We start from the raw sequence: 25,741 nt of genomic DNA, 5'->3' as shown, positions 1-25,741 counted from the left end.
ATAGCGGTTCAAGCATCAAACGCAATAGCTTAGGCAGCAATTGCGTTTCTGCTTGGAGATAATGGTCGAGTAGGTTTGTTAGTGCGTTTAATAAGTTCAGGTTTGTCTTGGGAGGTGCCAAAAGGAATTTTGCCTTGCTTTCTGCGTAAGGGGACGAGTTTAGTTTCGATACACTCGCGAATTTCAGTTACCGTATAACCCGCTTTCGCTTTAATTCTTGCATGAGGGATGGCAACTGTATCCAGTGCGCCACTGACAAAATAGTCTCGTTTTAGTTTATGTCCGTCTTTGCCTTGACCATAGACTAAATCAATCGCCAGAACAGGGGTGAAGTCTTTGCGGTCACACAAAACAAAATCTACATGCTTTTTACCCGCTTGTAGCAACGCTGAGTTGGCCATTTTTTTACTCGTGTTGTTCTTCAAACTAAGTAGATCGATAAGTTTGATTCGACACATGACACGAAATTCATCGCCTACGGCTGTTTCGATTAAGTGTAAAAACTGACGTTCAGCTTCTGTGAATAGTTGTTTCTTTGATGCAAATGGAAAGGTAATGCTCGTATCGCTAAGTTTAATCGCGACGACTGCAACTGTGATTAACAATACCATTAAAACGATTGCGATTTCCATGATGACTCCGCTCAAGGTTAAATAATTGACACTCAAGGGAGGGATAGCAATCCATGTGCCAAGCATTAAATTTTTAATACCTGGCAGGGGGAGAAAAGAAATTAAGCTTGGCTTTTAACTAAGATGTCTACTTGGGTGCCGCCGCCGTCTTTAGAGATAATTAGGGTGGTGTTCTTATCTTCAGACTGGAGCATAAATCGATCTTTAACCTGAGTTGCATTTTTAAATGATTCGTTTTGCTGGTAATAAGAGACCACTTCTTCAGGCGTTTTAGGGACAAAAAATATCATAGATGCCGGGTAATCGGCGGCAAAAACCTGACAAAGTTTGCCGTCTTGGGGGATATTTACCGCATTAAACACTGACGGACAATGGGCAGTTTCAACCTCAGGCATTTTTGCTTCTTGTGCACATACCTTAGCGGCGATAAAAATTAGCGCAATGAGTAATAAGTGTTTACCAAATTCAAAACCACTTTTAAGCATTTTGATCAATCCAACACCTGGTGCTTTAACTTTCGCAGAAATTTGATTAGTACTTTGCATAAAACCCCCTCAACAATGGTATTTAAGGAACAGCCAATTCAATTAGCTTGATTGCTTCCTATGACCTTAGCCTATAGCTATATAGCGGGTCTTACAATGATTTAAGGGTCTTGCTAATTCATCTTAGTTATTAAAATTAAGACGTAAAAAAACGCCTTCTAATCAATAAGGTTTGCTAGATCTTTCAACAAATCACTTACTTTTCAAAGACGTTTACTTTTCAGTTGAGTTTAGACTTCTAAGAAATCAAGTATACCTTCAGCTGCCTTTCTACCTTCGTCAATCGCGGTAACGACTAAATCAGAACCTCTTACCATATCACCGCCAGAGAATATTTTGGGGTTACTGGTTTGAAATGCAAATTTGCCGTTCGCTGGCGCTCTTACACGACCTTTTTCGTCCAAGATAATGCCGTAGTCTGCAAACCAGTTTGCAGGGCTTGGAGAGAATCCAAACGCAATAATAACTGCATCCGCTTCTAGTACATGGGCTGAGCCAGGCACTTCGACTGGACGTCTTCGGCCAGCGGCATCAGGTTCACCCATTTCGGTTTTCACCATGCGAACGCCAATGGCTTTACCATTTTCATCCACCGCAATATCGATAGGTTGCATGTTGAATTTGAAGTCTACACCTTCTTCTTTGGCATTAATGACTTCTCTGCGTGATCCTGGCATGCTTTCTTCATCACGACGATAAGCACAAACCACAGAATCAGCACCTTGACGAATAGAGGTTCGCACGCAGTCCATGGTTGTGTCACCACCACCAAGTACCACAACACGCTTTCCTTTCATGTCGATAAACTCGCCGTCAGCTTGTTCTGTGCCCATCACTTTTCGTGTATTGGCAATTAAGAAAGGCAAAGCATCATAAACCCCTGGTGCTTCTTCATTAGCAAACCCACCTTTCATCGAGGTATAGGTGCCCATGCCTAAAAATACCGCGTCGTAGTTATCTAACAACTCTTTAAAGTCGACATCTTTGCCGATTTCAGTATTTAGCTTAAATTCAATGCCCATTTCAGTGAAAATTTGACGGCGCAATTGCACAATCTCTTTTTCCAACTTAAAAGACGGAATACCAAAGGTAAGCAATCCACCAATTTCTTCGTATTTATCAAATACGACAGGTTTTATTCCATTGCGAACCAAAATATCAGCACAAGCAAGACCTGCAGGTCCAGCGCCTACTATGGCGACTTTCTTATCTGTCCAATCAACATCAGACATATCCGGACGCCAGCCCATTTTAAATGCTGTATCGGTAATATATTTTTCGATACTGCCAATGGTTACCGCACCAAAATCATCGTTCAGGGTACAAGCGCCTTCACACAATCTATCTTGGGGGCACACTCTGCCGCATACTTCAGGTAAGCTATTGGTTTTGTGACACAAATCTGCTGCTTCAAGAATTTTCCCTTCGTTGGCTAAGGCTAGCCACTGGGGAATATAATTGTGCACTGGGCATTTCCATTCACAATAAGGGTTACCACAATCCAGACATCTGTCTGCTTGACCTTCTGCTTGCGATGCTGTCATTGGCTGATAAATTTCGCCAAACTCTTCTCTTCGCATCACAATTGGCTTTTTAGGTGGATCTATACGGGCTACATCCACAAATTGATAAACATTCTTTGCCATAAATACTGCTTCTCCCTCTTACTGTGCCTGAATTCTTAACTCTGCACTGGAACGGCTTATGTGGCCGAGCAAGTTTTTCACATCAGAGGTTTTTGGTTTAATCAGTTTAAAGCGTTTGATTTCTTCTGAGAAGTTAGTCAAAAGCGCTAATGAATGCGCACTGCCGGTGGACTCATAATGTTCGTTAATAAGGCCACGTAAATGCTCTGATAAAATAACTTTATCATCAATGTTCAATGCTTCAACAAGCTCGAAGTTCACTCTGTGCTCTAAGTCGTCAAACTCATCATACAGATAAGCGAAACCACCTGTCATACCGGCACCGAAATTCACTCCGACACTTCCTAATACAGCAACAATACCGCCGGTCATGTATTCACAGCCATTGTCGCCCATGCCTTCGATCACAGCGATTGCGCCTGAGTTACGTACTGCAAAACGTTCACCAGCGCGACCTGCCGCCAATAATTTTCCGCCAGTAGCACCATACAAACAAGTGTTACCCATAATGGCACTGTTGTGAGCGTCAAAGCTGACGCCAAGTGGTGGATGAATTACCAGCTTACCACCAGTCATTCCTTTACCAACGTAATCGTTGGCGTCACCGACTAAGGTCATTTCTACGCCGCCTGCATTCCAAACGCCGAAGCTTTGACCTATGGTACCTTTAAGGAAAATTTCGATGGGTGTATCAGATACGCCTGGGTTACCGTAAAGTGACGCAATATAACCAGATAAAGTAGCACCTATAGAGCGATGAGTATTACGCACTTCATAAGCTAACTTAATCGATTTTTCATTGTCCACAGCGTACTTAGCATCTTTTAAAATTTGTCGGTTTAACTCACCTTTATCAATAGGAGAATTTGTGGTCTCTGAACAGAATAATTGCGTATGCGAACCCGCTTTAGGTCTTTCCAATAAGGGGGAAAGATCTAATTTAGTTTGCTTAGCTGTTAAACCATCGACTAACTCAAGTAAATCCGTTCGACCAATTAGCTCGTCGAACTTGCGGATCCCCATGGCGGCCATAATTTCGCGTACTTCTTCGGCTACAAATCTGAAGTAGTTCATTACCATTTCAGGCAAGCCAATAAAATACTCGTCTCTTAGCTTGGCATCTTGAGTTGCAACACCTGTTGCGCAATTGTTCAAATGACATATTCGTAGATATTTACAGCCAAGTGCTACCATTGGGCCTGTACCGAAACCAAAGGATTCAGCACCTAAAAGCGCAGCTTTGATTACATCTAAGCCAGTTTTTAAGCCACCGTCAGTCTGGACTCTAACTTTATGTCGTAAACCATTTTCAACTAATGCTTGCTGAGTCTCTGCCAAGCCGAGTTCAAAAGGGCTACCCGCATACTTAACAGATGTTAATGGGCTTGCACCTGTGCCGCCGTCATAACCAGAAATAGTGATTAAATCGGCATAAGCTTTTGCCACACCCGTTGCGATGGTGCCTACACCAGGCTCTGAAACCAGTTTTACTGAGATTAAGGCGGTTGGGTTGACTTCTTTTAAGTCAAATATCAACTGGGCTAAATCTTCAATAGAATAAATATCATGGTGCGGTGGTGGTGAAATTAAGGTTACGCCAGGTACAGAGAATCTAAGTTCAGCGATGTATTTATTCACTTTATCACCGGGTAGCTGACCACCTTCGCCAGGCTTAGCACCTTGTGCTACTTTGATCTGAATTACCTTAGCATTCACCAAATAATGAGGCGTAACACCAAAACGACCCGAAGCAACTTGTTTAATTTTGGAGTTTTTCTCGGTGTTAAAGCGTTTAGGATCTTCACCACCTTCACCCGAATTTGATTGACCGCCAAGTCGGTTCATCGCAATTGCTAGGGCTTCATGCGCTTCTGGGCTTAATGCACCAATTGACATGGCTGCTGTATCAAAGCGAGGAAATAGGTGGGTTGCATCTTCCACTTCGTCAATATCAATCGCTTTATCAGCTAACTTAATGCGCATAAGGTCACGAAGGTGACTAGGCGCTCTGTCATTAACCAAATCAGCATAAACCATGTAATCGTCTTTGTTCCCACTAACCACGGCTTTTTGCAGTGATTTAACCACATCTGGATTATAAGCGTGATATTCGCCACCGTGAACGTACTTCAATAGTCCACCATGACCCAAAGATTTACGTTTTAACCATGCAACCCGAGCAAGGTTAATCAGGTCTTGATGGAAATCATCGAATCCTGCACCTTGAATACGGCTTGGTACGCCGGAAAAACATAGGTCCATGATGTCTTTGCTGATACCAATAGCTTCAAACAGTTTTGAGCTACGATAACTGGCAACGGTACTGATACCCATCTTAGACATGATTTTATATAAGCCTTTGTTTATCCCTTTGCGGTAATTCAACATGGCTTGTGTTGGCGAAATATCTAGGTCACCTTTTTCAACCAACTGCTCAATAGTTTCATAGGCTAAGAATGGATATATAGCTGTTGCACCTAATCCAATAAGCACAGCAAAATGATGTGGGTCACGGGCAGACGCTGTTTCAATTACTATATTAGCGTCACAGCGCAAATGCTCATCCACAAGGCGTTTTTGCACCGCACCTACAGCCATAGCCGCAGGAATAGGTAGCTTACCTTTTTCAATATGGCGGTCTGATAAAATCAAGAAAGCCGCATTTTTTTCTTTTACCGCGATCACAGCATCGTCACAAATTCGACGAATGGCCGACTCTAAATCTTCCTCAGCAGGATAGTTTAGATTGATGGTTTCGTGATGATAATACTTAGGATCATACTCGCGCAGCTGTTTTAAATCTGTATATACCAAAATAGGGGATTCAAAAAGTACCCGATGAGCATAACCACTGGTTTCATTGAACACGTTTTGTTCACGGCCGATACAGGTTGCCAGCGACATCACGTGATTTTCTCTTAAGGGATCAATCGGTGGATTGGTGACCTGAGCAAACTGCTGACGGAAATAATCGTACAAGGTGCGATGACGAGATGACAAAACTGCCATTGGGGTATCATCACCCATAGAGCCAACAGCTTCTTGTCCATCTTTCGCTAAGACTTTGACTACTTGCTGAATTTCTTCATAACTGTAGTTAAACATCTTGTGCATGATGGCCATTTTATCGTCATCAAATGCACGAACGCCGATCAAACTTGAATCGCATTCCTCGATGGGCTTTAAACGTTTAATGTATTCACCAATCCATTCTGAGTAAGGATGACGAGCCATTAAATCTTCATCAATTTCAGTTGAGCGCCAAATTTTCCCAGTATGAGTATCTACCGCTAACATTTCGCCAGGACCTACACGTCCTTTTTCCACCACATCATGTTGAGAATAGTCCCATATGCCAATCTCTGACGCTAAAGTAATGGTACCGTCATTGGTGAGTACATAACGAGCAGGGCGAAGACCATTTCTATCAAGGTTACAGGCTACATGACGACCATTGGTCATTACTATGCCTGCAGGGCCATCCCAAGGTTCCATGTGCATGGAGTTAAACTCATAAAATGCACGTAGTTTAGGATCCATGGTTTTGTTGTTTTGATAAGCGGGTGGCACTAATAAACGCATAGCACGGAATAAGTCCATGCCGCCGGCCAAGAACAATTCCAACATGTTATCTAGTGAGCTAGAGTCTGAGCCTTCTGTATTCACATAAGGTGCAGCATCTTTCATATCTGGAATTAGCGGAGTAGCAAATTTGCTTGTTCGAGCAATAGCCCATTCTCGGTTGCCTTTGATGGTGTTAATTTCACCATTATGCGCCAAGAATCTAAATGGCTGCGCTAGTGGCCATTTAGGTAATGTATTGGTTGAGAATCGTTGGTGGAATACACAAATAGACGATTTTAATTCTGGGTCCGCTAAATCAAGATAAAAAGCAGGCAAGTCTTTCGGCATTACCAAGCCTTTATAAATATGTACAAAGGCAGATAAGCAAGCAACATAAAAGTCAGGATCTTCAGCGACTACTTTTTCAGCGCGACGGCGCGCCATATATAGCCGACGTTCAACGTCAGGTAAAATCCAACCGTTGGGTGCGTTGACAAACACCTGTTCAATCTGCGGCACACCTTCTAATGCTAAGTCACCCAAAATGTCTTTATTTACTGGCACTTTTCGCCAGCCAATAACATTCAGAGTTTCTCTTTGCAGTTCTTTGTTTAGTGCTTTTCTTGCTTGCTCAGCTAGCGTTTCATCCTGACTTAAAAACACCATGCCAACGGCATAGTTGTTATTCAAGGTCCAACCGTTTTCGGCTGCAACTTTGCGAAAGAAACTATCAGGCTTTTGCAATAATAACCCGCAACCGTCGCCAGTCTTGCCGTCAGATGCAACACCACCACGATGCTGCATACGGTCAAGACCTATAATAGCGGTTTTAACGAGTTCATGACTTGACTTACCATGGATGTTTGCAATTAAGCCAAATCCACAGTTGTCTTTAGAATCAGTTTGGTGATACAAACCCATATAATACTCCTATCCACCAAGCCTAGTTACAGCTAGCTTAGTGACTATGTTGAGCTGTTGTCAGCAACAATATATTCCCAATCGGAAACGATGTCCGAGGCACAATTTTATTTTTATTTTGTCGTCAGCGTGCAATCTGAGAGTATTTTGCTCAATGCATAAGCATCGAATTATTATTCATTCCTCTAAGCGGGAAGTTGAAAATACCGATTTCACCAAAAGAAATCAATTATCACTCTGTATAATATTATCATTGATTTTATGAATAATAGCTATCCTTTTGTTTTGCATGATAATATTTTAATGCTGTTTTATTTGAAGATTTTGTAAATAAAACGAAACAAAGTTAATTACTTGTGAAAATTAGTTGTCGCTACAACTTTATGCGCTACATATTTATTCACTTTGATTTTTTTAATTTTCCATTTCCTCAATAGCACTATGTTAAAAGTTGAATTCTTGTTAGCATTTGAGATCTTGTATCTGGAGTAGAAAGCGTTATGTTAATCAAACAACCAGCCAATTCCTGGGCTATCAAATTCGCAAAGTTTGTAGATAAATGGGGCACCATTAAGGTCAGTGTTCTATTTGTGCTATTGCTACTGGTATTTTCATTGGTTGGAAGTTATATCATTAGAACGGCGATGGGCAGTGACATTGAAACCGCCGACTTTATTAGTGCATTTGTATTAACGCTCGTAAGCGCACCATTGTTGGTTTATTTCTTTAGTAAATTGATTAAGCAATTAGAACATTCGCGCATTAATTTAGAAGAAGCAGTGTCGCAACTGGAACGTTTACGCCGCCACGATGTAATTTTGAATCGTGAACTTCAAAACAATATTCGCCAATTGAATTATGAAATTGAACAGCGAAAAAATGCTCAGCTCGAACGGGAAAAAATGTTTACCGAGCTAGAAAGGCAAATTAAAGAAAAATCGGATCAGGAATTACAAGCAAGACGCCTTTCAACACTCACACGCTCTATAATAGACGCATCGCCTGATTTAATATACTACCGCAACGAAGAGGGACGGTTTGCTGGCTGTAATAAGGTAGCCGAAGCCTTAACAGGTAAAACTGAAGAGGAATTATTTGGGTTAACCCCCCACGAGGTTTATGACGAAGACTTAGCCAGCCAAGTAGTAGCTTCAGATCATGAAGTATTAGAAAAAAATACCAGTATTACAGAAGAGCTTTGGTTGCGATTCGCTGACGGTAAAAAACGCTATTACGAAATGCGCAAAGTGCCTTTTTACGATGCCGATGGCCATCGATTAGGACTCTTAGCTTTTGGGCGAGATATGACCGACCGCATGCGTTCTCAACAAGCTATCGAGCGTGCTAGCCAAGATAAAACCAAGTTCATTGCCACCATTTCCCATGAATTGCGTACTCCCTTAAACGGCATTGTTGGGTTAAGTCGAATGCTCAGAGACACAGAACTCAGCAATGAGCAATTTGAGTGGGTCAGCACCATTTATGCTAGTGCCATCACCTTGGGTAACATTTTCAACGATATTATTGATCTTGATAAGTTAGATAGAGATAAAGTCGAAATTCAACTTAAATCCGTTAATACTAAGAATTTTGTCAATGAAATAGCCAGCATTATCAAGTTATTGGCAGTTGATAAAAATCTTAAATTCCATCACGAAATCGTTGAGCCTGTGCCCGTAGGTTTTGAAGCTGATGGCACTCGCTTACGCCAAGTATTATGGAACATGCTTTACAATGCTGTGAAGTTTACCCCAAAAGGTTCGGTGTCTTTAACCATGAAGTCAGAGATGACGAGTGATACAACGGCTGACATCACCTTTACCATTCAGGATACGGGAATAGGCATTGCGAAAAGCGAATTAGATAAAATTTTCGCTATGTATTACCAAGTGCAAAGAGACGATTTTCAAGCTGCCACAGGCACAGGTATTGGATTGGCTATCTGTAAGCAAATGGTGGATAAAATGGGTGGTCGTATCCAAGTTAACAGTGAATTGAATAAAGGTACTGTATTTGAGATTACTCTACCGGTAAAAATATCTACCTCTCACATGAATTTGGAAGAACTAAGAGTATCAGGATTAAATATTCTTTTGGTTGAAGACATTGAACTCAATGTCATGGTGGCCAAAGCCTTACTTGAAAAGTTAGGACAGCATGTAAGTGTGGCAATGACAGGGCAGGAGGCGATTGATCAAGTAAAAGAGCATGATTTTGATTTGATATTACTCGACATTCAATTACCTGATATGACAGGCTTCGACGTGGCCAGAACCTTGTTAGAAGAAGATTTGGTGTTACATACACCTATAGTTGCGTTAACGGCTAACGTAATAAAAACCCGCGAAGAGTATCTGAAAAATGGCATGGATGATGTCATTGCCAAACCTATAAAGAAAAGTCGCGTCATACAAGTATTCAACGAGTTGTTTGCCTCAGACGATTTATTAGATGGACCTGATTCTGTAGTGGATAGAATCGAAATTAAACAGTCTTCACCGAAAGTCATTGATTCTGAAATGTTGACCATGTTGCTCGATACCATTGGCGAGTCAATGGTGTTTACCAGCTTGCAAGTATTCAACGAAAAAATTCCAGAGTACATGGAGCACTTGAAAGATTCTTTAGCCGCTGAAGATAAAGACGAAGTATGCTCACAAGCACATAAAATTAAAGGTGCTGCAGGTTCAGTTGGGCTTAGTCGTGTACAGGCAAGTGCTAATCAGATACAGCAGGGCGACCATCCAACTTGGTGGGAAAACGTCCATGACTGGGTTGAGCAACTCGATATGGCCATAGAGCAGGATACAAAAGTTTTATCCAAGTGGTTAAACGAACAGCAGATTGATGATTAAAAGATAACCAAGCTTTAATCTTGTTAAACCAAGAATAAAGTTGCTGTACCAAGGAAGGTGAAAATCCCCACAACATCTGTGATTGTGGTCAAAATGACGCTTCCAGCTAAGGCCGGATCGATTTTTAGTTTCTTCATGATGATGGGCAAGGTCGCACCAGATAAACCTGCGGCTAACATGTTCATCATCATGGCAAAAGCAATCACACCACCAAGAGCGAAATCTTGCTTCCATATGGCTATTACTCCGGCTATTAAAACGGCCCAAATTAAACCGTTCAAAAAGCCTATAGCAAGCTCTTTGCGTACTAACCATAAGGAGTTAGATGCGCTAACATGGCCTAACGCCATACCACGGATTACCAAGGTTAATGTTTGATTTCCTGCCACGCCGCCCATGCTTGGTACTATGGTGTTAAGTATAGCCAAAACGGCTAATTGGCTTAAGGTAGATTCAAACAAATCACTCACGGCCGCAGCCAATAACGCGGTAAGTAGATTAACGCCTAACCATACCGAACGGCGTTTGGTACTTTGACCAACTGGTGCAAAGGTATCTTCTTCATCATCAAGACCGGCCATACTCATCATGGAGTGTTCAGCGTCTTCACGAATAATGTCGACCACGTCATCAATGGTTATACGTCCAACGAGTATATTTTCATCATCGACAACGGGCGCAGAAAGCCAATTGTAACGCTCGAACATACTGGCTACTTCACTCTCTGGCATATCCACTAGGATTGCTTCAGCTTCATCATCCATTATCTCCTCGACAGTGACGTCAGGGTGGGTGGTTAGCAAACGAGAAAGTGGCACTGTACCTAACAAGTGGTCTTGTCGACTGACTACATAGAGTGTATCTGTGTTTTCGGGTAATTCGGATTTCAATCGTAAATAGCGAAGCACCACGTCAATGGTAACGTCTGAGCGCAACGTAATGGTGTCGGTATTCATGATGAAACCGGCAGTATCTTCGCCGTAAGATAGGGCCTTCTCAGCGCGCAGACGATCTTGAGCGTCCATAGACGCCAAAATGGATTGTAAGACGTCTTCTGGCAAGGTACTTAAAGTTTCTGCCAGATCATCGGTGTCCATGTCTTCTAGTGCGTCCACTACACTAGCAGGCATCATTTTCGAAATGATACCGTTACGAACATCCTCGGAAAGCTCTTCTAATACTTCACCATGAAAGTCAGCATCAATTAATTGCCATAAGTCATCACGGGTTTTGGTTGGACTAGATTCTAATAAGTGAGCAACATCACTGGCGGGTAATTCAAGGAGTACTCTGCGTACGCGAACAAAAGCGCCAGCAGATAAGGCTTGAGATATGTAGTCGAGTCGTTCTTGCGTATTTGACAACGCTTCTACTGTCTCAGACATACAATCTCCCCTTGATTATTTTTCCAAGATTATACCATTAATTATTAAAAATGTGCTGTGAATCTTTGATTTCTTTAGATTTATTCTTGTTCGTCAAATTTATTCTGAATAAGCGAAACTATGGCTTCCATAGCCTCTTCAGCGTCATCTCCGTCACATAAAACTTCGACCGTTTTACCTTGACTACTTTCAAGCATCATGAGCGCTAGAACACTGTCAGCAGGCGCTGTATTATCGCCTTGTGTCAGGGTGATCTGTGATTGATGTTGATTAGCAAGTTGCACCAACTTAGTGGCGGCTCTTGCGTGCAGACCTAGTTTATTGACAATGGTGACGTTGCGTCGAATCTGCATATGTAATCCTTATACCAATTTCATGGGGTTAGTTTCACCCTTAACGCGCTTTAGTTCTCGGTGCTTTATTTGCACATCGCCATGACTGGCACTGAATGCATCAGCCAAAGATTGCGCCACAAATACGGAACGATGTTGACCACCTGTACAGCCGATAGAAATGGTTACATAACTTCTATTATTTCGCTCTAAGTGTGGTAGCCAAGTGGTGATCAAGTTTTGAACTTGCCAGATGAATTTCATCACTAAGGGTTGCCCGGCTAAAAACACTTCCACAGGACCGTCTAATCCAGTTAGCGGGCGTAAATCGGGGTCCCAATGAGGGTTAGGCAGAAATCTTACGTCGAATACATAATCTGAGTCTTTGGGTAAACCATATTTAAAGCCAAAGGATTCAAATACAATGACTAAATCTGTGGTTTTTTTACCAAGTACTCTTTCTCTGACTAATTCAGCCAGTTCATGCACCGACAAATGGTCTGTATTAATGGTTAAATCTGCACTTTCAGCAACAGGGGCTAATATTTCTCGTTCTGTTTGAATAGCTTCGGTCAAACTGTTACTGAGTTTAAACAATGGATGTAAACGACGAGTCTCGCTGTAACGTTTAATCAATACGTCATCACTGGCATCTAAAAAGATTATGGTGACTTCCCAAAAAGACGGTAAGTAATCAAGTACGTCGCCAACCTCTTCTTGTACTCTAGGAAGGTTGCGCACATCAATACTCACTGCGACCTGGTCATATTCGTCGGTGATGGCGTTTACTAATGTTGGGAGAAGGTTGACGGGAATATTGTCAACACAGTAGTAACCCAAATCTTCGAGCGCTCGCAGCGCGATTGATTTTCCTGACCCTGAGCGGCCACTGATGATAAGTAATTTCATTACTGCTAGTCCACTTTGCCAGTTGCAACTTTTTCCTAGCTTACCACAAAGAAATGAAATGTTAGGCTAATGCGGCAATTATTTGATTTTTATTTTCAGCACTGCGTATCGCTTTAACAATATCTTTATTACCTAATTTTCTAGCAATAGCGGCTAAAGATGCGAGGTGTTTTTCGGCTTGTTCCTTGGGGACTAAAATAGCGAAGAAAATATCCACCGGGCGATTATCGATAGCATCAAAGTCTATGCCTGAATCACTGGTCACAATAATGGCCATTACATTGTCGATTCCGCTTATGCGACCATGAGGAATTGCAATGCCGTTGCCAATGCCTGTGCTGCCCATTTTTTCGCGGCTTAATAAACTATTAAGCACATCAACTTGATCGAGTGAGGGATTTTGTTTTACCGCAATCTCGCTGATGATTTCTAAAATTCGTTTTTTGCTTTGGCACTCAACCGCACATTTGGTGCGGTCAAGTGAAATTATGTCTGAAATTATCATACAACACTTAGTGGCGTTTTAGTTTCTCTTTGTGTTTGATGACTTGTCGATCCAATTTATCTATCAGCGAGTCAATGGCTGCATACATGTCGGTATGCTCTGAATCAGCAAATATTTGACCACCGTTCAAGTGTAACGTGGCTTCTGCTTTTTGATTCAACTTTTCCACATTTAAAATCACATGAACATTATTGATGTGATCAAAATGACGTTCCAACTTTTCAAACTTAGTATCTACATAATTACGAAGAGAATCAGTGATTTCAACGTGATGACCAGTTAGGTTAATTTGCATAATGCTAGGCCCTCTTTTGTTGTATAAGTCTTAGATCAGACTCTTACGTTGGTTTGATGGGGGAATGTTTAACGATTCCCGGTATTTTGCAATGGTTCGCCGAGCAACTTGAATTCCTTGCTCTGCGAGCAACTGCGCAATTTTGCTATCACTCAGTGGCTTAGCCGCAGGCTCTGCAGCCACTAATTTCTTAATCAAAGCTCTAATTGCAGTAGATGAGGCGTTTTCGCCAGAGTCCGTTGCAACATGACTTGAGAAGAAATATTTCAGTTCGAAAATACCTCTAGGTGTATGCATATATTTCTGGGTGGTAACACGTGAAATTGTCGATTCATGCATATCCACCATCTCTGCTACATCGTTGAGTACCATGGGCACCATTTTTTCAGGTCCCTTTTCGAAAAACTCTTTTTGTCTTGTCACTATACAATGTGACACTTTTAATAAGGTTTCGTTTCGTGATTCTAAACTTTTTATAAACCACTTTGCTTCTTGCAGGTGGGATTTTATAAATTGAGACTCAGTTGGGTTTTTTGTGGTTTTCGCTAAACTGGCGTAAGTGTCATTGACCGAAAGGGCAGGAAGGGCGTCGTTGTTTAATTCAACCATCCACACGCCTTTGCTTTTGTACACATTTACATCAGGGATGACATATTCTGGTTCTTTGGTTGAAATGGCTGTACCAGGTCGCGGATTTAGCGTTTTAAGCAACTTCATAACTTCACGCAGTTGCTCCTCTTTCAATTTAGTTTTTCGCATTAAGGTGCGATAGTCTTTACCACCAAGCAAGTCTGAATATTCTTGAATTAAGTCTCTTGCTTCTTTCAACCAAGGTGTGTCCACAGGAAATTGATTTAGCTGTATCAGCAAACATTCTTGTACGTTTCTGGCACCTGAGCCTACAGGGTCACAGTGTTGAATGCGTTTTAATACACATTCAACTTCATCAAGTTCAATTTCTTCGTTGTCTAACGATTCTAAAATCTCTTCACAACTTACGGTGAGGTAGCCAGCTTCGTCAATGGAATCAATGATAGCGATAGCGATACTTTTGTCGTTATCTGAAAAATGACTCATTTCAATTTGCCAAAGCAGGTGGTCTTGAATGGAGTCGCTGGTTTCACCTTGATATACGTAATCATCGTCAGGATTTGAACCCACCATTTTGATAGGAGCCGAACTAGAACCTAAATACTCATCCCAAGAAGTATCCACGGGTAAATCATCAGGAATATCACCTTTCTCTAGGGCATCATGGCTATCAAGGGTTTCTTCCCTGGCAGAAGCTGATTCAGTGAGCTTTTCTCCATTGTTATCAACATTTTTGTCGATATTGTTATCTAGCTGTTGTTTGCCGTCTTGCTCGGGATTGTGTTCGGTAAGTTCTAAAAGCGGGTTAGATTCTAATGCTTCTTGAATTTCTTGTTGAAGATCCAAAGTGGATAACTGCAATAACTTAATTGCCTGCTGCAATTGCGGCGTCATGGTGAGCTGCTGACTGAATTTAAGCTGTAACGAAGGTTTCATTACTATTTTACACTTCCACTAAAAATTGCGATTTCATTAAGTTCGCTAAAAAGTTGTTAACCACTTTATCACAAAGAGAACTGCTCTCCTAGATAAACGTCTCTAACTTCTTGATTTGCTAATACTTCTTCTGCTGTACCAGCAGCAATCAAAGAGCCATGGCTTACAATGTATGCAGTTTCACACACATCTAAGGTTTCTTTTACATTATGATCGGTGATTAAGACACCAATCCCTCTTTCTTTCAACTGATAAATTATTTTCTTTATATCACTAACAGAAATAGGATCAACACCTGCGAAGGGCTCATCTAATAAAATAAACTTGGGGTTTGCGGCTAAAGCTCTTGCTATTTCTACTCTGCGGCGCTCGCCACCGGATAAACTCATGCCTAAATTATTTCGGATATGATTGATGTTAAAATCGTCTAAAAGCTCATCGGCTTTCTGTTCTCGCTGCTCAGCACTAAGCTCTTTTCTAGTTTGCAAAATCGCCATGATATTTTCAAACACAGAAAGTTTTCTAAAAATGGATGCTTCTTGGGGAAGATAACCAATGCCATGTCTGGCTCTTTCATGCATAGGTTGATAAGTGAGCTCATTTTGGTCGATGGAAATTTCGCCTTTGTCTAGCGGGACTAGGCCGACAATCATATAGAAGGTAGTGGTTTTTCCTGCGCCGTTAGGGCCCAAGAGACCAACAATCTGCCCCGTGGACACTTCCAAACTAACGTCTCTAACAACCTGTCTAGACTTATAGGATTTCGCTAAATGTTTTGCACACAGGGTACTACTCAATTTACACCTTCGTCGTTTTCGTCTTGGTCACCAAAGCTTATAACAGTATTTACTTTGCCTTCATTGTTACCATCAGAGCTTGCATTGATTTTATCATTTAACATGTCGTAAGTTATAGAAGAGGCTGTTACTTTTGATTGATCTTTGGTTATCTCAGCATTGCCGGTTAAAGTTATGGTCTTGGTCGCGACATTGTATACAATAGCATTTGCCAGCGCACTTACATAGGAGCCATCTTCAAGCCTTTGACGATAGCTGGCTGGTTTGCCGGTGGCGGTAATAACCTCGTTACCTTTAGATGCATCGGCTTCTACTCGGTCTGCTTTGATTTCCAGACTACCTTGTTGAATCACCACGTTATCGATCAAAATAGAGGTTTTTGCTTTACCATCCAGTTCTTGATCATCCGAGCGAATATTCATGTCTTTTTGAAAATCTGTCACTATGGAATCAAAGCTAGTGCTATCTTGCTGCTCTTGACTGGTCTCTTGGGCATTCAGCATAAAACTAAGACAAAGCCCAAGACAGATCACTGGTACGCATTTGACCAAGCGTTTACCACTAGCTTTGAGGAGAATAAAAAGTGCGTACATGTTGTTTAAGCTCATATTTTTGAGTTGCTAGATTACCTATAATGCCAATGCTCTTAACGTTAAAATTTTCACCAACAATTTCAACAGGTTCGTCAGATAATAAGGTTTTGTCATTTAAATTAATTTCAATGTATTGAGTATTAATTTCTTTGACATACTCTTGCTCATTGAGATTTAGTATTTTGACGTTGCGTTCTAGTTGAATGCGACTGTTCTCGTATAAGGTACCTTGTTCAGCGGTGACTTGCCAAGGCTCACCAGTTTCCATGTATACAGTGTAAGTCGGGTTATCAAATACCATAAATCCCAAAGGCTGGTAGTGCTCCATTTTGGTTGCTGCTACCTGATGACTCAAAATACCATTATCATCAAATATTTTACTATTCAAATTGACGACTTGATAGGTTGGGACAACGATTAAATCTTCATTCGCTTTGGTTTTTGCTTCTTCTTCATCAAAAAGAATCACTAGATACAGACCAATAACAGCTGAAAATATTAACGCTATGCTCCAGCCAATTCTGTTCATATACTAGCACCATGTATTTTATCAAGCAGCCCTTTCGATTGTAACACTAAATCACAAAACTCTCTCACAGCACCTTTACCGCCCGGCAGAGAGGTTACGAAGTTTGCTTGCTGTTTAACACTAGGGTGAGCATCTGCTACGGCTACTTTAATTGCGCTACAAGAAAACAAACCAAGATCTGGTACATCATCACCTATACTGGCTATTTCATGTTGCGAAATTCCGTGAGTTTGCATCAATGATTGTAGTGCCTGATATTTTTCTTCTTCGCCTTGTATAATAAATCTGGCGCGCAGTGATGTCATTCTTTTTTCGACGATTTGTGACTGACGGCCGGTAATGACAGCAATATCTACTCCGTTATTTGCAAGTGCTTTTACGCCGTAACCATCCTTGCTATTAAAGGCTTTCAATTCTTCGTTTTGGTTACCCAAATAGATAAAGCCGTCAGACAGAACTCCATCCACATCTAGCACAAGTAGTCGAATATCCTTACACATCGCAAAGATATCAGCATCAACTGGGCCATAAAGTGTATCAACAGTGTTTTTAGAAAACTGTGCCATTTACACTACTCCCGCTCTCAACAACATATTGATGTTGAGTGCGCCAACGGGTTGATGATTTTCATTCACAACAATGAGCGCGTTAACTTTTTTCTCTTGCATAATATTTAAGGCGTCCACTGCAAGTGCATCTGGGGTAGTTGTTATGCCTTTGGCGGTCATAACTTGATTGACGTTAGCAACTCGAATATCAATATTTTTATCCAGGGCTCGCCTTAAATCGCCGTCCGTGAAAACACCAATCATAACGTCATTTTCAACGATTGTGGTTAAGCCTAAACCTTTTGAAGATATCTCTAACAGCGCGTCACTTAACAGGTCTTGAGGATTCGATTTGGGCACGTCTTCAGGACCGACCATAATATCTTCGACTGTCAATAACAAGCGCTTACCCAGAGCGCCACCAGGATGAGAAAAGGCAAAGTCTTCAGCCGTAAACCCTTTAGCTTCGAGCAAAGCGATAGCTAGTGCATCGCCCAAAACTAAGGTTGCTGTAGTACTGGTAGTCGGCGCTAATCCTAACGCACAGGCTTCTTGCTTTACATGCAGTGCCAGCGTAGTTTGTGCAAATTTAGACAGTGTTGAAGAGGGATTGTTCGTAATGGCGACTATGGGCACCTTGATGCGTTTAATCGCGGGTAACAATGCTATGAGTTCAGAGGTTTCTCCGCTATTGGATATCGCAATAAGAACATCATTTTCAGCCAACATACCAAAATCGCCATGGTTAGCTTCACCTGGGTGCATAAAAAAAGCAGGTGAACCTGTGCTGGCCAACGTAGCTGCAATTTTATTGGCGATATGCCCGGATTTCCCCATTCCAGTGACAACAATTTTTCCAGCACATGAAAGTAAAAGATCACAGGCTTGGTTGAAAGGCGCTCCTAGATGTTGGGAAAGGTGAGTAAGCGCCTCTATTTGATTTTCAAATGTTCGTTTAGCAGATTCTAAATATGGCATTTTTACATAAACAACATATATTGATAAGCAAGGAAGAATAAAAGGAAAACGCCTCCCTCTATTCGATTTATTTGGCTCGTACCGCGCAATTTAAAGCTAAACACAAATAGCAATATAGTAAGCCCTAACATGACTAAAGAGTCTCTATTGGCAGCGGAACCATCCAACTCAGATGGCATTATTAAACCTGGCATAGCTAAAACAGCCAAAATGTTAAATATATTAGATCCGATAATATTGCCTAATGCAAGATCATCTTCACCCTTAGCGACACCTGCAATACTTGCTGCGAGTTCTGGTAAGCTCGTGCCAATAGCAATAATGGTTAAGCCTATAACCAAGTCACTGATGCCAAAATATTTTGCGATATAAACCGCTGAATCAACTAAAAAACTAGCACTTGTAGGTAACAAAATTAATCCTACGACGACCCAAAATACGGCGGTTGATGTAGGTACATTGTTGGGGATTTCAGCATCCGTTTCAGCTACCAAAGGGTCGCCTTTATCCACTTTAAATGATAAGACACCCATGCAAGCTATGACCAAAACGAAAAGCGTAATTAAAACAATCCCTTCTATTCTAGTTAAATGGCTGTCGGCGACGAAATACACGGCTAACAAGGTCACAAGTAGCAGAACAGGTAATTCTCTTTTGAGTGTGGTTGAAGAAACCAACAAGGGTTTAATTATCGCAGTTAGACCAAGTACCAAAGCGATATTGGTAATGTTGGAGCCTAACGCGTTACCCACTGCGGTGTCCGGTTTTCCAACCATGGATGAGGTTGCACTTACTACGATTTCTGGGGCTGATGAGCCCATAGCAACGATAGTTAAGCCTATCATCATTGGCGATACACCAATATTTTTTGCTAAAGCTGAGGCGCCATAAACGAAGCGATCTGCACTCCAGCTTAATATCGCTAATCCAATAATAAAAATAGTTATGTTTAGTAACACGAGACCTCTAGTGTCAGAATTGCTTGGTTATTCGATAAATTAATTCAATCAAATATTCGTTGTTAGTTATTGTTTTGCGGTGTTTTTAACCCGCACACATAGTATGTATACTAGCATAAGTTGAAAAACGATGATTAAATTTTGACATTTCTTCTATCCCTAGGTTCATTTGATTTCAACCCTATTGCGGGTGCGAATTTTTACATACAAGTTAGAAAATCCCTAATGGTTTCAAAAAATCGAACATTCTCTTACAAAAATTAACAATTAATTTTAACTTTAGTTCATTGAAATAAGGTAAAATAGCGTTATATTGAAACTTTGTGATTAAGCGCATTGGGTACCAAAACGTTGTCTATAAAATAGTCAATGTTGAACTTCCTTCTCAGTAAAGACTCATTCTAGGCACAAAAGTTAAGATTTTTGAGATTCCCTTTTTTATTAATTTAAGGACTTCGCAAGCAACATGGCAGAATCAATAGTCACCGTCGATAAAATGCACTTCTCTCGGGGAGAGCGCGTGATTTATGACGATATTTCACTGAATGTGCGAAAGGGGGCTATCACTGCAATCATGGGGCCGAGTGGAATAGGCAAGACGACACTTCTAAAACTTATTGGTGGTCAGCTTGCTCCAGATAGCGGTTCGGTGCTTTTTCAGGGTAGCAATGTGCATAAAGTCTCCCGACATAAACTCTACGAATTGCGTAGGCGCATGAGCATGTTGTTTCAAAGTGGTGCTCTTTTCACCAATATGACGGTGTTTGATAATGTTGCTTTTCCATTACGCGAGCATACTCATCTAAATGAAGATATTATACGTACAATAGTGTATCTAAAGTTAGAAGCTGTGGGTTTACGTGGTGCTTATGATTTAATGCCGAGTGAACTTTCAGGTGGTATGGCGAGAAGAGCAGCTTTAGCAAGAGCTATCGCATTAGATCCAGATTTGATCATGTACGATGAGCCTTTTGCTGGACAAGACCCAATATCTATGGGGGTTCTTGTGTCTTTGATTAAGTCGTTAAATAAAGCGCTTAATTTGACCAGCATAGTGGTAACGCACGATGTGACAGAAGTATTGAGTATTGCTGACTATGTGTATATTTTGGCGAACAAAAAAATCATTGGTGAGGGTACGCCTAATGAAATTCGCCAATCTGATTCGGATTTAGTACAACAGTTTTTGGAAGGAAAAGCGGACGGGCCCGTTCCATTTCATTATCCAGCGCAAGATTTACGTACTGCATTAATTGGTGAGTAAGGAACAAATAATTCGATATGCAAAAATTGATTAATCTAGGGCGCGGAACACTTGATTACATTGCCGCTATAGGCAGCGCCAGCATGATGTTGTTTGGCGCATTATTTGCCTTTCCCACCTGGAAAAACACCAGATTGATGGTGCACCAAATGTATGTGGTAGGCGTACAGTCCTTGCTTATTATTATAGTGTCAGGTTTGTTTATTGGTATGGTAATGGCGCTTCAAGGCTACACTATCTTGGTGAGTTATGGAGCAGAAGGCAGTTTGGGGCCCATGGTTGCTTTATCTCTGCTTAGAGAATTAGGACCTGTGGTTACTGCATTATTATTTGCAGGCAGAGCTGGTTCAGCCCTTACCGCAGAAATCGGGTTGATGAAAGCCACTGAACAGCTAAGCAGTTTAGAAATGATGGCAGTAGATCCTCTTAGACGGGTATTGTCACCTCGCTTTTGGGCGGGTGTTTACAGTATGCCTATGCTGGCGCTGATATTTTCAGCGGTAGGTATACTAGGTGGCCATCTGGTTGGGGTCGATTGGCTAGGCGTTGATAGCGGAAGTTACTGGTCAATCATGCAATCTACAGTGGAATGGAATGAAGATGTGGTTAACGGCGTAATCAAAGCGTTGGTATTTGCTTTGGTGGTTGTTTGGATAGCGCTTTATAAAGGATACCATTGTATCCCTACATCGGAAGGAATAAGTAAAGCGACGACTGAGACGGTAGTGTACTCATCGTTGACAATTTTAGGGTTAGATTTTGTGTTAACAGCGTTAATGTTTGGAATAAGTTAGGAAAGCCATGACCAGCAGAAAAACAGAATTATTAGTCGGAATCTTTGTTGCGTTAGCCATAGCAGCAACGTTACTTTTGGCGCTTAGAGTTGCCAATCAAGGTATGGCTGGTGGTGGTGAAACTTATACACTTACTGCTCGCTTTGATAACATTGGTGGTCTAAAAGCTCGTTCATCGGTGAAAGTTGGTGGCGTTATTGTCGGTCGTGTAAGTCGAATTTATTTAAACGAAAGAGACTTAGTACCCATGGTTGAGATGGAAATTTCTACTGAATATGCAAATACTTTTCCTGATACCAGTTCGTTATCTATCTTAACTTCTGGTTTGTTGGGTGAACAGTTTATTGGTTTGAAGCCGGGGTTTATTTTCCCAGAAGATTTGGAAATGATTGAAGAAGATAAAGTTTGTGAAACTAGTCCTTATGAAAATTGTCCATACCTCACAGAAGGTGAAGAAATTATGGATACTAAGTCGGCACTAGTATTGGAAGATTTAATCGGACAGTTTTTATTTAACCAAGGAAACGAATAGCTATGAGAACCCTAATGATAAAAGTACATAAACAATTGGCAAGTTTGGTCGTTGTACTATTGTTGTCGGTTGGTGTTTCTGGGCTGGCAAACGCGGCTGAAGTTGATAAAACTGATCCCTATAAAATGGTGCAAGATGTAGCTTCTGTTACTTTTGAGCGAATCAAAAATGAAAAACAGGACATTAAGAATGATCCTGAACGTTTAAGAGTGATCATGGAAGAAGAGTTACTTCCCTTTATTGATTACCGTTTTTCAGCCTATAAAGTACTTGGAAAATACGTTAACACAGTAGAAAGAAAAGATTTGCTCGAATTTATCAGTGTATTTCGTCAATATCTAATCACCAGCTATGCTGTAGCTATGGGTTATTATGATGATCAAACGGTTGAATTTGAACCCGGTAGAGATTTTTCAGATCGAAGCGATGTAACAGTACGTGCTGTCATTAAAGACGATGATCGTCCAGACATTAAAGTTGCTTTTAAAGTCCGTAAAAACAGAAAAACCAACGAGTGGGAAGCTTACGATATGATTGCCGAAGGCATTAGTTTGTTATCTAGCAAACAAACTGAATTCGAAGCGATTATTCGTAAAAACGGTATTCAAGAAGCAATATCACTTATGCGTGATAGCATTGAGCAACCGATTCAACTTCAACAAAGTGAAGAGCAAGCAAATAACAGTGAAAATTGATATTTCAACTGACGGCGCTAACAAGACCGTTCATATTCTAGAAAACTTGACACAACAGACGCTGAACGTTAACTTTTTCGAAATGGCTCAAGGCCGAGATTTAAAAAAGCAGGGCGTTCAGCATCTAGATATCTCTCTAGCCAAAGTAGATCGCGCTGATACAGCTGGTTTAGCTTGGTTGCTTAACCTCAAACGAGACGCAAAAGCGAATGGAATAGACGTTTTATTGCACGACATGCCGAGTAAATTGGTTGATCTTGCAAGACTTAGTGGCGTCGAAACGCTTTTAGAGGCAGAACATAATAATGACAAATGAAGAAGTTGCAGATCTAGTTAAATCCTCCCTCGAACTTTTTGACGTAAAAGTGAAAAGTGAAGGCACTCACTACCAAATCATCGCCATAGATGACAGGTTCGAGTCCATGACCCGAGTAAAAAAACAGCAAATGATATATGCGCCGTTGTCAGATAAGATTGCAGATGGCACTATACACGCGATTTCTATAAAAACATTCACACAGTCTCAATGGCAACGCGAAAAGCTGTTTAATTAAAAGGTTAAAAATGGACAAACTGGTCATCAAAAAAAGCCCGCCTCTGTCGGGCTCAGTTGTAATTTCTGGTGCAAAAAACGCTGCATTACCCCTATTGATTGCAAGTTTGTTAGCTGAAGATGCCTGTACCTTTAGTAATGTCCCAAACCTAAGAGATATTAAAACCACACTTCTATTGCTCAAAGATTTAGGTGCTACAACGAGTCATATTGATCAAAGCACTGTGGTCATTGACGCCAGTGAGCTTGAAAGTGTGACAGCGACCTATGAGCTTGTGAAAACTATGCGCGCGTCTATTTTGGTGTTAGGGCCTTTATTGGCAAAACACGGAAGAGCGAATGTGTCATTACCTGGTGGATGTGCTATCGGCGCTCGACCAGTCAATCTGCACCTTTCTGGTTTAGAAAAAATGGGCGCAACTATCGATGTTGAAGAAGGCTATGTTAGAGCTTCTGTAAACGGCCGCTTAAAAGGCGCACGTATATTTATGGATATCGTAAGTGTAGGTGCTACAGAAAACCTCATGATGGCAGCTGCTCTTGCTGATGGTATCACTGTTATTGAAAATGCCGCCAGAGAACCTGAAATTGTTGATTTAGCAAACTGCTTAAACAGTATGGGCGCCAAAGTTTCGGGTGCTGGTACTGATAATGTCACCATCGAAGGCGTTGAAAAATTACATGGCTGTGATTACAGCATTTTGCCTGACCGAATAGAAACCGGCACATTTTTAGTCGCAGCGGCGGTAAGTCGTGGAAAAATTCGTTGTGAAAAAGCCGCGCCTCACACCCTTGATGCAGTGTTAAGTAAACTAGAGCAGGCGGGGGCTAAAATCACTTTGGGTGATGATTGGATTGAGCTTGATATGCAAGGCCAAGCACCAAAAGCTGTTAATGTAAAAACAGTGCCACACCCAGGCTTCCCAACAGATATGCAAGCGCAGTTCCTCACCTTAAATACGGTAGCTGAAGGTGCAGGTGTAGTCACTGAAACCATTTTCGAAAATCGATTTATGCATGTGCCTGAATTACAGCGCATGGGAGCAGAAATAGAACTTCAGGGTAATTCAGCGATGACCACAGGCGAATCTAAGTTAAAGGGCGCTCAAGTCATGGCGACCGACTTACGTGCGTCAGCTAGCTTGGTTATCGCAGGTTTGGTAGCCGAAGGAGCAACCACAGTGTCTAGAATTTACCATCTAGATAGAGGCTATGAAAATATTGAAACTAAGCTGAGTAATTTAGGGGCAAATATTGAACGGTTAGCGGAGTAAGCTAACCTCTGATATCAGATTGAGGTGAGCGGTTAAGGTCAAGCTTTCCAATAACGACGTCCACTTCAAATATTCTGCCGTTTCTATTTACTTGCACAGTGACCACTGAGCCGGGCTTTGTTTCAGCTACCATATCGAGCATTTCGGAAGCCGTAGAGGAAGTGCCTAGCTCACCGTCAATGGAGAGTAAAATATCATATTCTCTGATACCGGCTCTTTCTGCAGGCCCCTCATTGGTAACAGATGTGACGATTAACCCGGGTCCATGAAGATTTTCACCGCCACCAACGCCTAATTGACCTCTTGTGACTGTGCCACTGTCGATAATTTCATTCATTACGCGTTTAGCGAGTTCATAAGGCACCGCAAAGTTTACCCCATCGACTGGCTGTAGTTGACGTCTAGAATAATCAACTGTACTAAAACGAGCATTTGTAATGCCGACCAAATATCCATTGCTGTCGATTAATGCACCACCAGAATTACCTTGGTTTAATGCGGCATCTGTTTGAATGAAATCAAAATAGTTGGCTAATCCTGTTCGACCTGTTCGACTTACAATACCCGATGTAATGGTTTGTCCTAGGCCTAAGGGATTACCCACTGCCATGACAATATCACCGATACGTAAGTTGGAGTTTTCCATTTGTGGGATCACAGGGAGGTCGGTGGCGTCGATTTTTAATACTGCTAAATCTGTAACGTTATCAAAGCCAACGAGTTCAGCACTATAAATTCTGTCATCTTGTAACTGCACAGAAATACTAGTGGCATCTTTAATAACGTGATAACAGGTAATGATGTAACCTTCAGAGGACATAACAACCCCTGAACCTAGTGAACGCCTTTCTGTTGAGCGATTTCTGAAAACGCCGGTACCAGTATCGATACTGATGCTATAAATATTCGCTACGGCGGGTGCACTTTGTGCTAATGCTTCGTAGTGAGACAAGCGAGGAGGTACTTTATTCTCGCGGGTTAACCAATCGAAGCTTAACCCTTCACCTTGACGAAATTCTGGAAAAAACAATAGCAAAACCCCCGCAACGGTCACACCGAGCAAAACGGGTTTTAAAATGGCTATAAATATTTTTCCGAAAAGTGACATC

25 protein-coding genes are annotated in these 25,741 nt (G+C 41.4%); 8 read left to right on the top strand and 17 right to left on the bottom strand.

What is annotated here, in order from left to right:
* Window positions 1–29 precede the first annotated feature (29 nt).
* From ACNKW3_RS08455 to gltB, 4 genes are all read right to left on the bottom strand, one after another.
* On the bottom strand, window positions 30–632 hold the full coding sequence (locus ACNKW3_RS08455) for a DUF2726 domain-containing protein (protein WP_427398849.1): 603 nt from the start codon (window positions 630–632) through the stop codon (window positions 30–32).
* A gap of 101 nt (window positions 633–733) precedes the next feature.
* A complete protein-coding gene (locus ACNKW3_RS08450) occupies window positions 734–1,177 on the bottom strand; it encodes a hypothetical protein (protein WP_427398848.1) in 444 nt (147 codons plus the stop codon).
* Window positions 1,178–1,407: 230 nt separating this feature from the next.
* Window positions 1,408–2,823, bottom strand: coding sequence for an FAD-dependent oxidoreductase (locus ACNKW3_RS08445; RefSeq protein ID WP_427398847.1), 1,416 nt, complete (start codon window positions 2,821–2,823; stop codon window positions 1,408–1,410).
* Between the two features lie 18 nt (window positions 2,824–2,841).
* A complete protein-coding gene (gltB, locus tag ACNKW3_RS08440; RefSeq protein WP_427398846.1) occupies window positions 2,842–7,308 on the bottom strand; it encodes a glutamate synthase large subunit in 4,467 nt (1,488 codons plus the stop codon).
* Between the two features lie 500 nt (window positions 7,309–7,808).
* Here gltB and arcB point away from each other — a divergent pair, with 500 nt between their 5' ends.
* Window positions 7,809–10,163, top strand: a complete 2,355-nt coding sequence (gene arcB, locus ACNKW3_RS08435) for an aerobic respiration two-component sensor histidine kinase ArcB (protein ID WP_427398845.1) — start codon at window positions 7,809–7,811, stop codon at window positions 10,161–10,163.
* Between the two features lie 23 nt (window positions 10,164–10,186).
* Here arcB and mgtE read toward each other — a convergent pair whose 3' ends face one another.
* From mgtE to ACNKW3_RS08375, 12 genes are all read right to left on the bottom strand, one after another.
* Window positions 10,187–11,548, bottom strand: a complete 1,362-nt coding sequence (gene mgtE / locus ACNKW3_RS08430; RefSeq protein ID WP_427398844.1) for a magnesium transporter — start codon at window positions 11,546–11,548, stop codon at window positions 10,187–10,189.
* 80 nt (window positions 11,549–11,628) lie between these two features.
* A complete protein-coding gene (locus tag ACNKW3_RS08425; RefSeq protein WP_427398843.1) occupies window positions 11,629–11,901 on the bottom strand; it encodes an HPr family phosphocarrier protein in 273 nt (90 codons plus the stop codon).
* A gap of 9 nt (window positions 11,902–11,910) precedes the next feature.
* Window positions 11,911–12,789: an RNase adapter RapZ gene (rapZ, locus tag ACNKW3_RS08420; RefSeq protein WP_427398842.1), complete on the bottom strand. Its 879-nt coding sequence runs from the start codon at window positions 12,787–12,789 to the stop codon at window positions 11,911–11,913.
* A gap of 61 nt (window positions 12,790–12,850) precedes the next feature.
* On the bottom strand, window positions 12,851–13,294 hold the full coding sequence (gene ptsN, locus ACNKW3_RS08415) for a PTS IIA-like nitrogen regulatory protein PtsN (RefSeq protein WP_427398841.1): 444 nt from the start codon (window positions 13,292–13,294) through the stop codon (window positions 12,851–12,853).
* Window positions 13,295–13,301: 7 nt separating this feature from the next.
* The gene (gene hpf / locus ACNKW3_RS08410) at window positions 13,302–13,589 is read right to left on the bottom strand and encodes a ribosome hibernation promoting factor (protein ID WP_427398840.1); all 288 of its coding nucleotides are present in this window, start codon (window positions 13,587–13,589) and stop codon (window positions 13,302–13,304) included.
* Between the two features lie 30 nt (window positions 13,590–13,619).
* Entirely contained in the window at window positions 13,620–15,116 is a 1,497-nt protein-coding gene (locus ACNKW3_RS08405; protein WP_427398839.1) for an RNA polymerase factor sigma-54, read from the bottom strand.
* A gap of 68 nt (window positions 15,117–15,184) precedes the next feature.
* A complete protein-coding gene (gene lptB / locus ACNKW3_RS08400) occupies window positions 15,185–15,913 on the bottom strand; it encodes an LPS export ABC transporter ATP-binding protein (protein ID WP_427398838.1) in 729 nt (242 codons plus the stop codon).
* On the bottom strand, window positions 15,910–16,521 hold the full coding sequence (lptA, locus tag ACNKW3_RS08395; RefSeq protein ID WP_427398837.1) for a lipopolysaccharide transport periplasmic protein LptA: 612 nt from the start codon (window positions 16,519–16,521) through the stop codon (window positions 15,910–15,912). Before lptA ends, lptB begins: the two co-directional genes overlap by 4 nt.
* On the bottom strand, window positions 16,475–17,035 hold the full coding sequence (gene lptC, locus ACNKW3_RS08390; RefSeq protein ID WP_427398836.1) for an LPS export ABC transporter periplasmic protein LptC: 561 nt from the start codon (window positions 17,033–17,035) through the stop codon (window positions 16,475–16,477). Before lptC ends, lptA begins: the two co-directional genes overlap by 47 nt.
* Window positions 17,032–17,601: a 3-deoxy-manno-octulosonate-8-phosphatase KdsC gene (gene kdsC / locus ACNKW3_RS08385; RefSeq protein WP_427398835.1), complete on the bottom strand. Its 570-nt coding sequence runs from the start codon at window positions 17,599–17,601 to the stop codon at window positions 17,032–17,034. Before kdsC ends, lptC begins: the two co-directional genes overlap by 4 nt.
* On the bottom strand, window positions 17,602–18,561 hold the full coding sequence (locus tag ACNKW3_RS08380) for a KpsF/GutQ family sugar-phosphate isomerase (protein WP_427398834.1): 960 nt from the start codon (window positions 18,559–18,561) through the stop codon (window positions 17,602–17,604).
* A 2-nt stretch (window positions 18,562–18,563) separates the two neighbouring features.
* The gene (locus ACNKW3_RS08375) at window positions 18,564–19,520 is read right to left on the bottom strand and encodes a calcium/sodium antiporter (RefSeq protein WP_427398833.1); all 957 of its coding nucleotides are present in this window, start codon (window positions 19,518–19,520) and stop codon (window positions 18,564–18,566) included.
* A 466-nt stretch (window positions 19,521–19,986) separates the two neighbouring features.
* Here ACNKW3_RS08375 and ACNKW3_RS08370 point away from each other — a divergent pair, with 466 nt between their 5' ends.
* Genes ACNKW3_RS08370 through murA form a run of 7 tightly spaced genes read left to right on the top strand, consistent with a single transcriptional unit; the run spans window position 19,987 to window position 24,632 of the window.
* Window positions 19,987–20,784 (top strand): ATP-binding cassette domain-containing protein, encoded by a 798-nt coding sequence (locus ACNKW3_RS08370; RefSeq protein WP_427398832.1) that lies wholly within the window; start codon window positions 19,987–19,989, stop codon window positions 20,782–20,784.
* Window positions 20,785–20,801: 17 nt separating this feature from the next.
* Window positions 20,802–21,578: a lipid asymmetry maintenance ABC transporter permease subunit MlaE gene (mlaE, locus tag ACNKW3_RS08365; RefSeq protein WP_427398831.1), complete on the top strand. Its 777-nt coding sequence runs from the start codon at window positions 20,802–20,804 to the stop codon at window positions 21,576–21,578.
* A gap of 7 nt (window positions 21,579–21,585) precedes the next feature.
* Window positions 21,586–22,110, top strand: a complete 525-nt coding sequence (gene mlaD, locus ACNKW3_RS08360; RefSeq protein WP_427398830.1) for an outer membrane lipid asymmetry maintenance protein MlaD — start codon at window positions 21,586–21,588, stop codon at window positions 22,108–22,110.
* Window positions 22,111–22,124: 14 nt separating this feature from the next.
* On the top strand, window positions 22,125–22,805 hold the full coding sequence (locus ACNKW3_RS08355; RefSeq protein WP_427398829.1) for an ABC transporter substrate-binding protein: 681 nt from the start codon (window positions 22,125–22,127) through the stop codon (window positions 22,803–22,805).
* Complete coding sequence (locus ACNKW3_RS08350) at window positions 22,795–23,121, top strand: STAS domain-containing protein (protein WP_427398828.1); 327 nt, start codon at window positions 22,795–22,797, stop codon at window positions 23,119–23,121. Before ACNKW3_RS08355 ends, ACNKW3_RS08350 begins: the two co-directional genes overlap by 11 nt.
* The gene (locus ACNKW3_RS08345; RefSeq protein WP_427398827.1) at window positions 23,111–23,359 is read left to right on the top strand and encodes a BolA family protein; all 249 of its coding nucleotides are present in this window, start codon (window positions 23,111–23,113) and stop codon (window positions 23,357–23,359) included. The genes ACNKW3_RS08350 and ACNKW3_RS08345 overlap by 11 nt, the downstream gene beginning before the upstream one ends.
* 10 nt (window positions 23,360–23,369) lie before the next feature.
* The gene (gene murA / locus ACNKW3_RS08340; protein ID WP_427398826.1) at window positions 23,370–24,632 is read left to right on the top strand and encodes a UDP-N-acetylglucosamine 1-carboxyvinyltransferase; all 1,263 of its coding nucleotides are present in this window, start codon (window positions 23,370–23,372) and stop codon (window positions 24,630–24,632) included.
* 1 nt (window position 24,633) lies between these two features.
* Here the strand turns inward: murA and ACNKW3_RS08335 are convergent, their stop codons facing one another.
* Window positions 24,634–25,740 carry a trypsin-like peptidase domain-containing protein gene (locus tag ACNKW3_RS08335; RefSeq protein WP_427398825.1) on the bottom strand — a complete coding sequence of 369 codons (1,107 nt, stop codon included), beginning with the start codon at window positions 25,738–25,740 and terminating at the stop codon, window positions 24,634–24,636.
* Between the last annotated feature and the right edge of the window lies 1 nt (window position 25,741).

Origin of the sequence: Glaciecola sp. 1036 (genome assembly GCF_050306235.1) — a bacterium.
In the GTDB taxonomy this organism is placed as follows: domain Bacteria; phylum Pseudomonadota; class Gammaproteobacteria; order Enterobacterales; family Alteromonadaceae; genus Glaciecola.
Note: the sequence above shows the minus strand (reverse complement) of the source record. Positions and strands in the feature narration are given on the sequence as shown.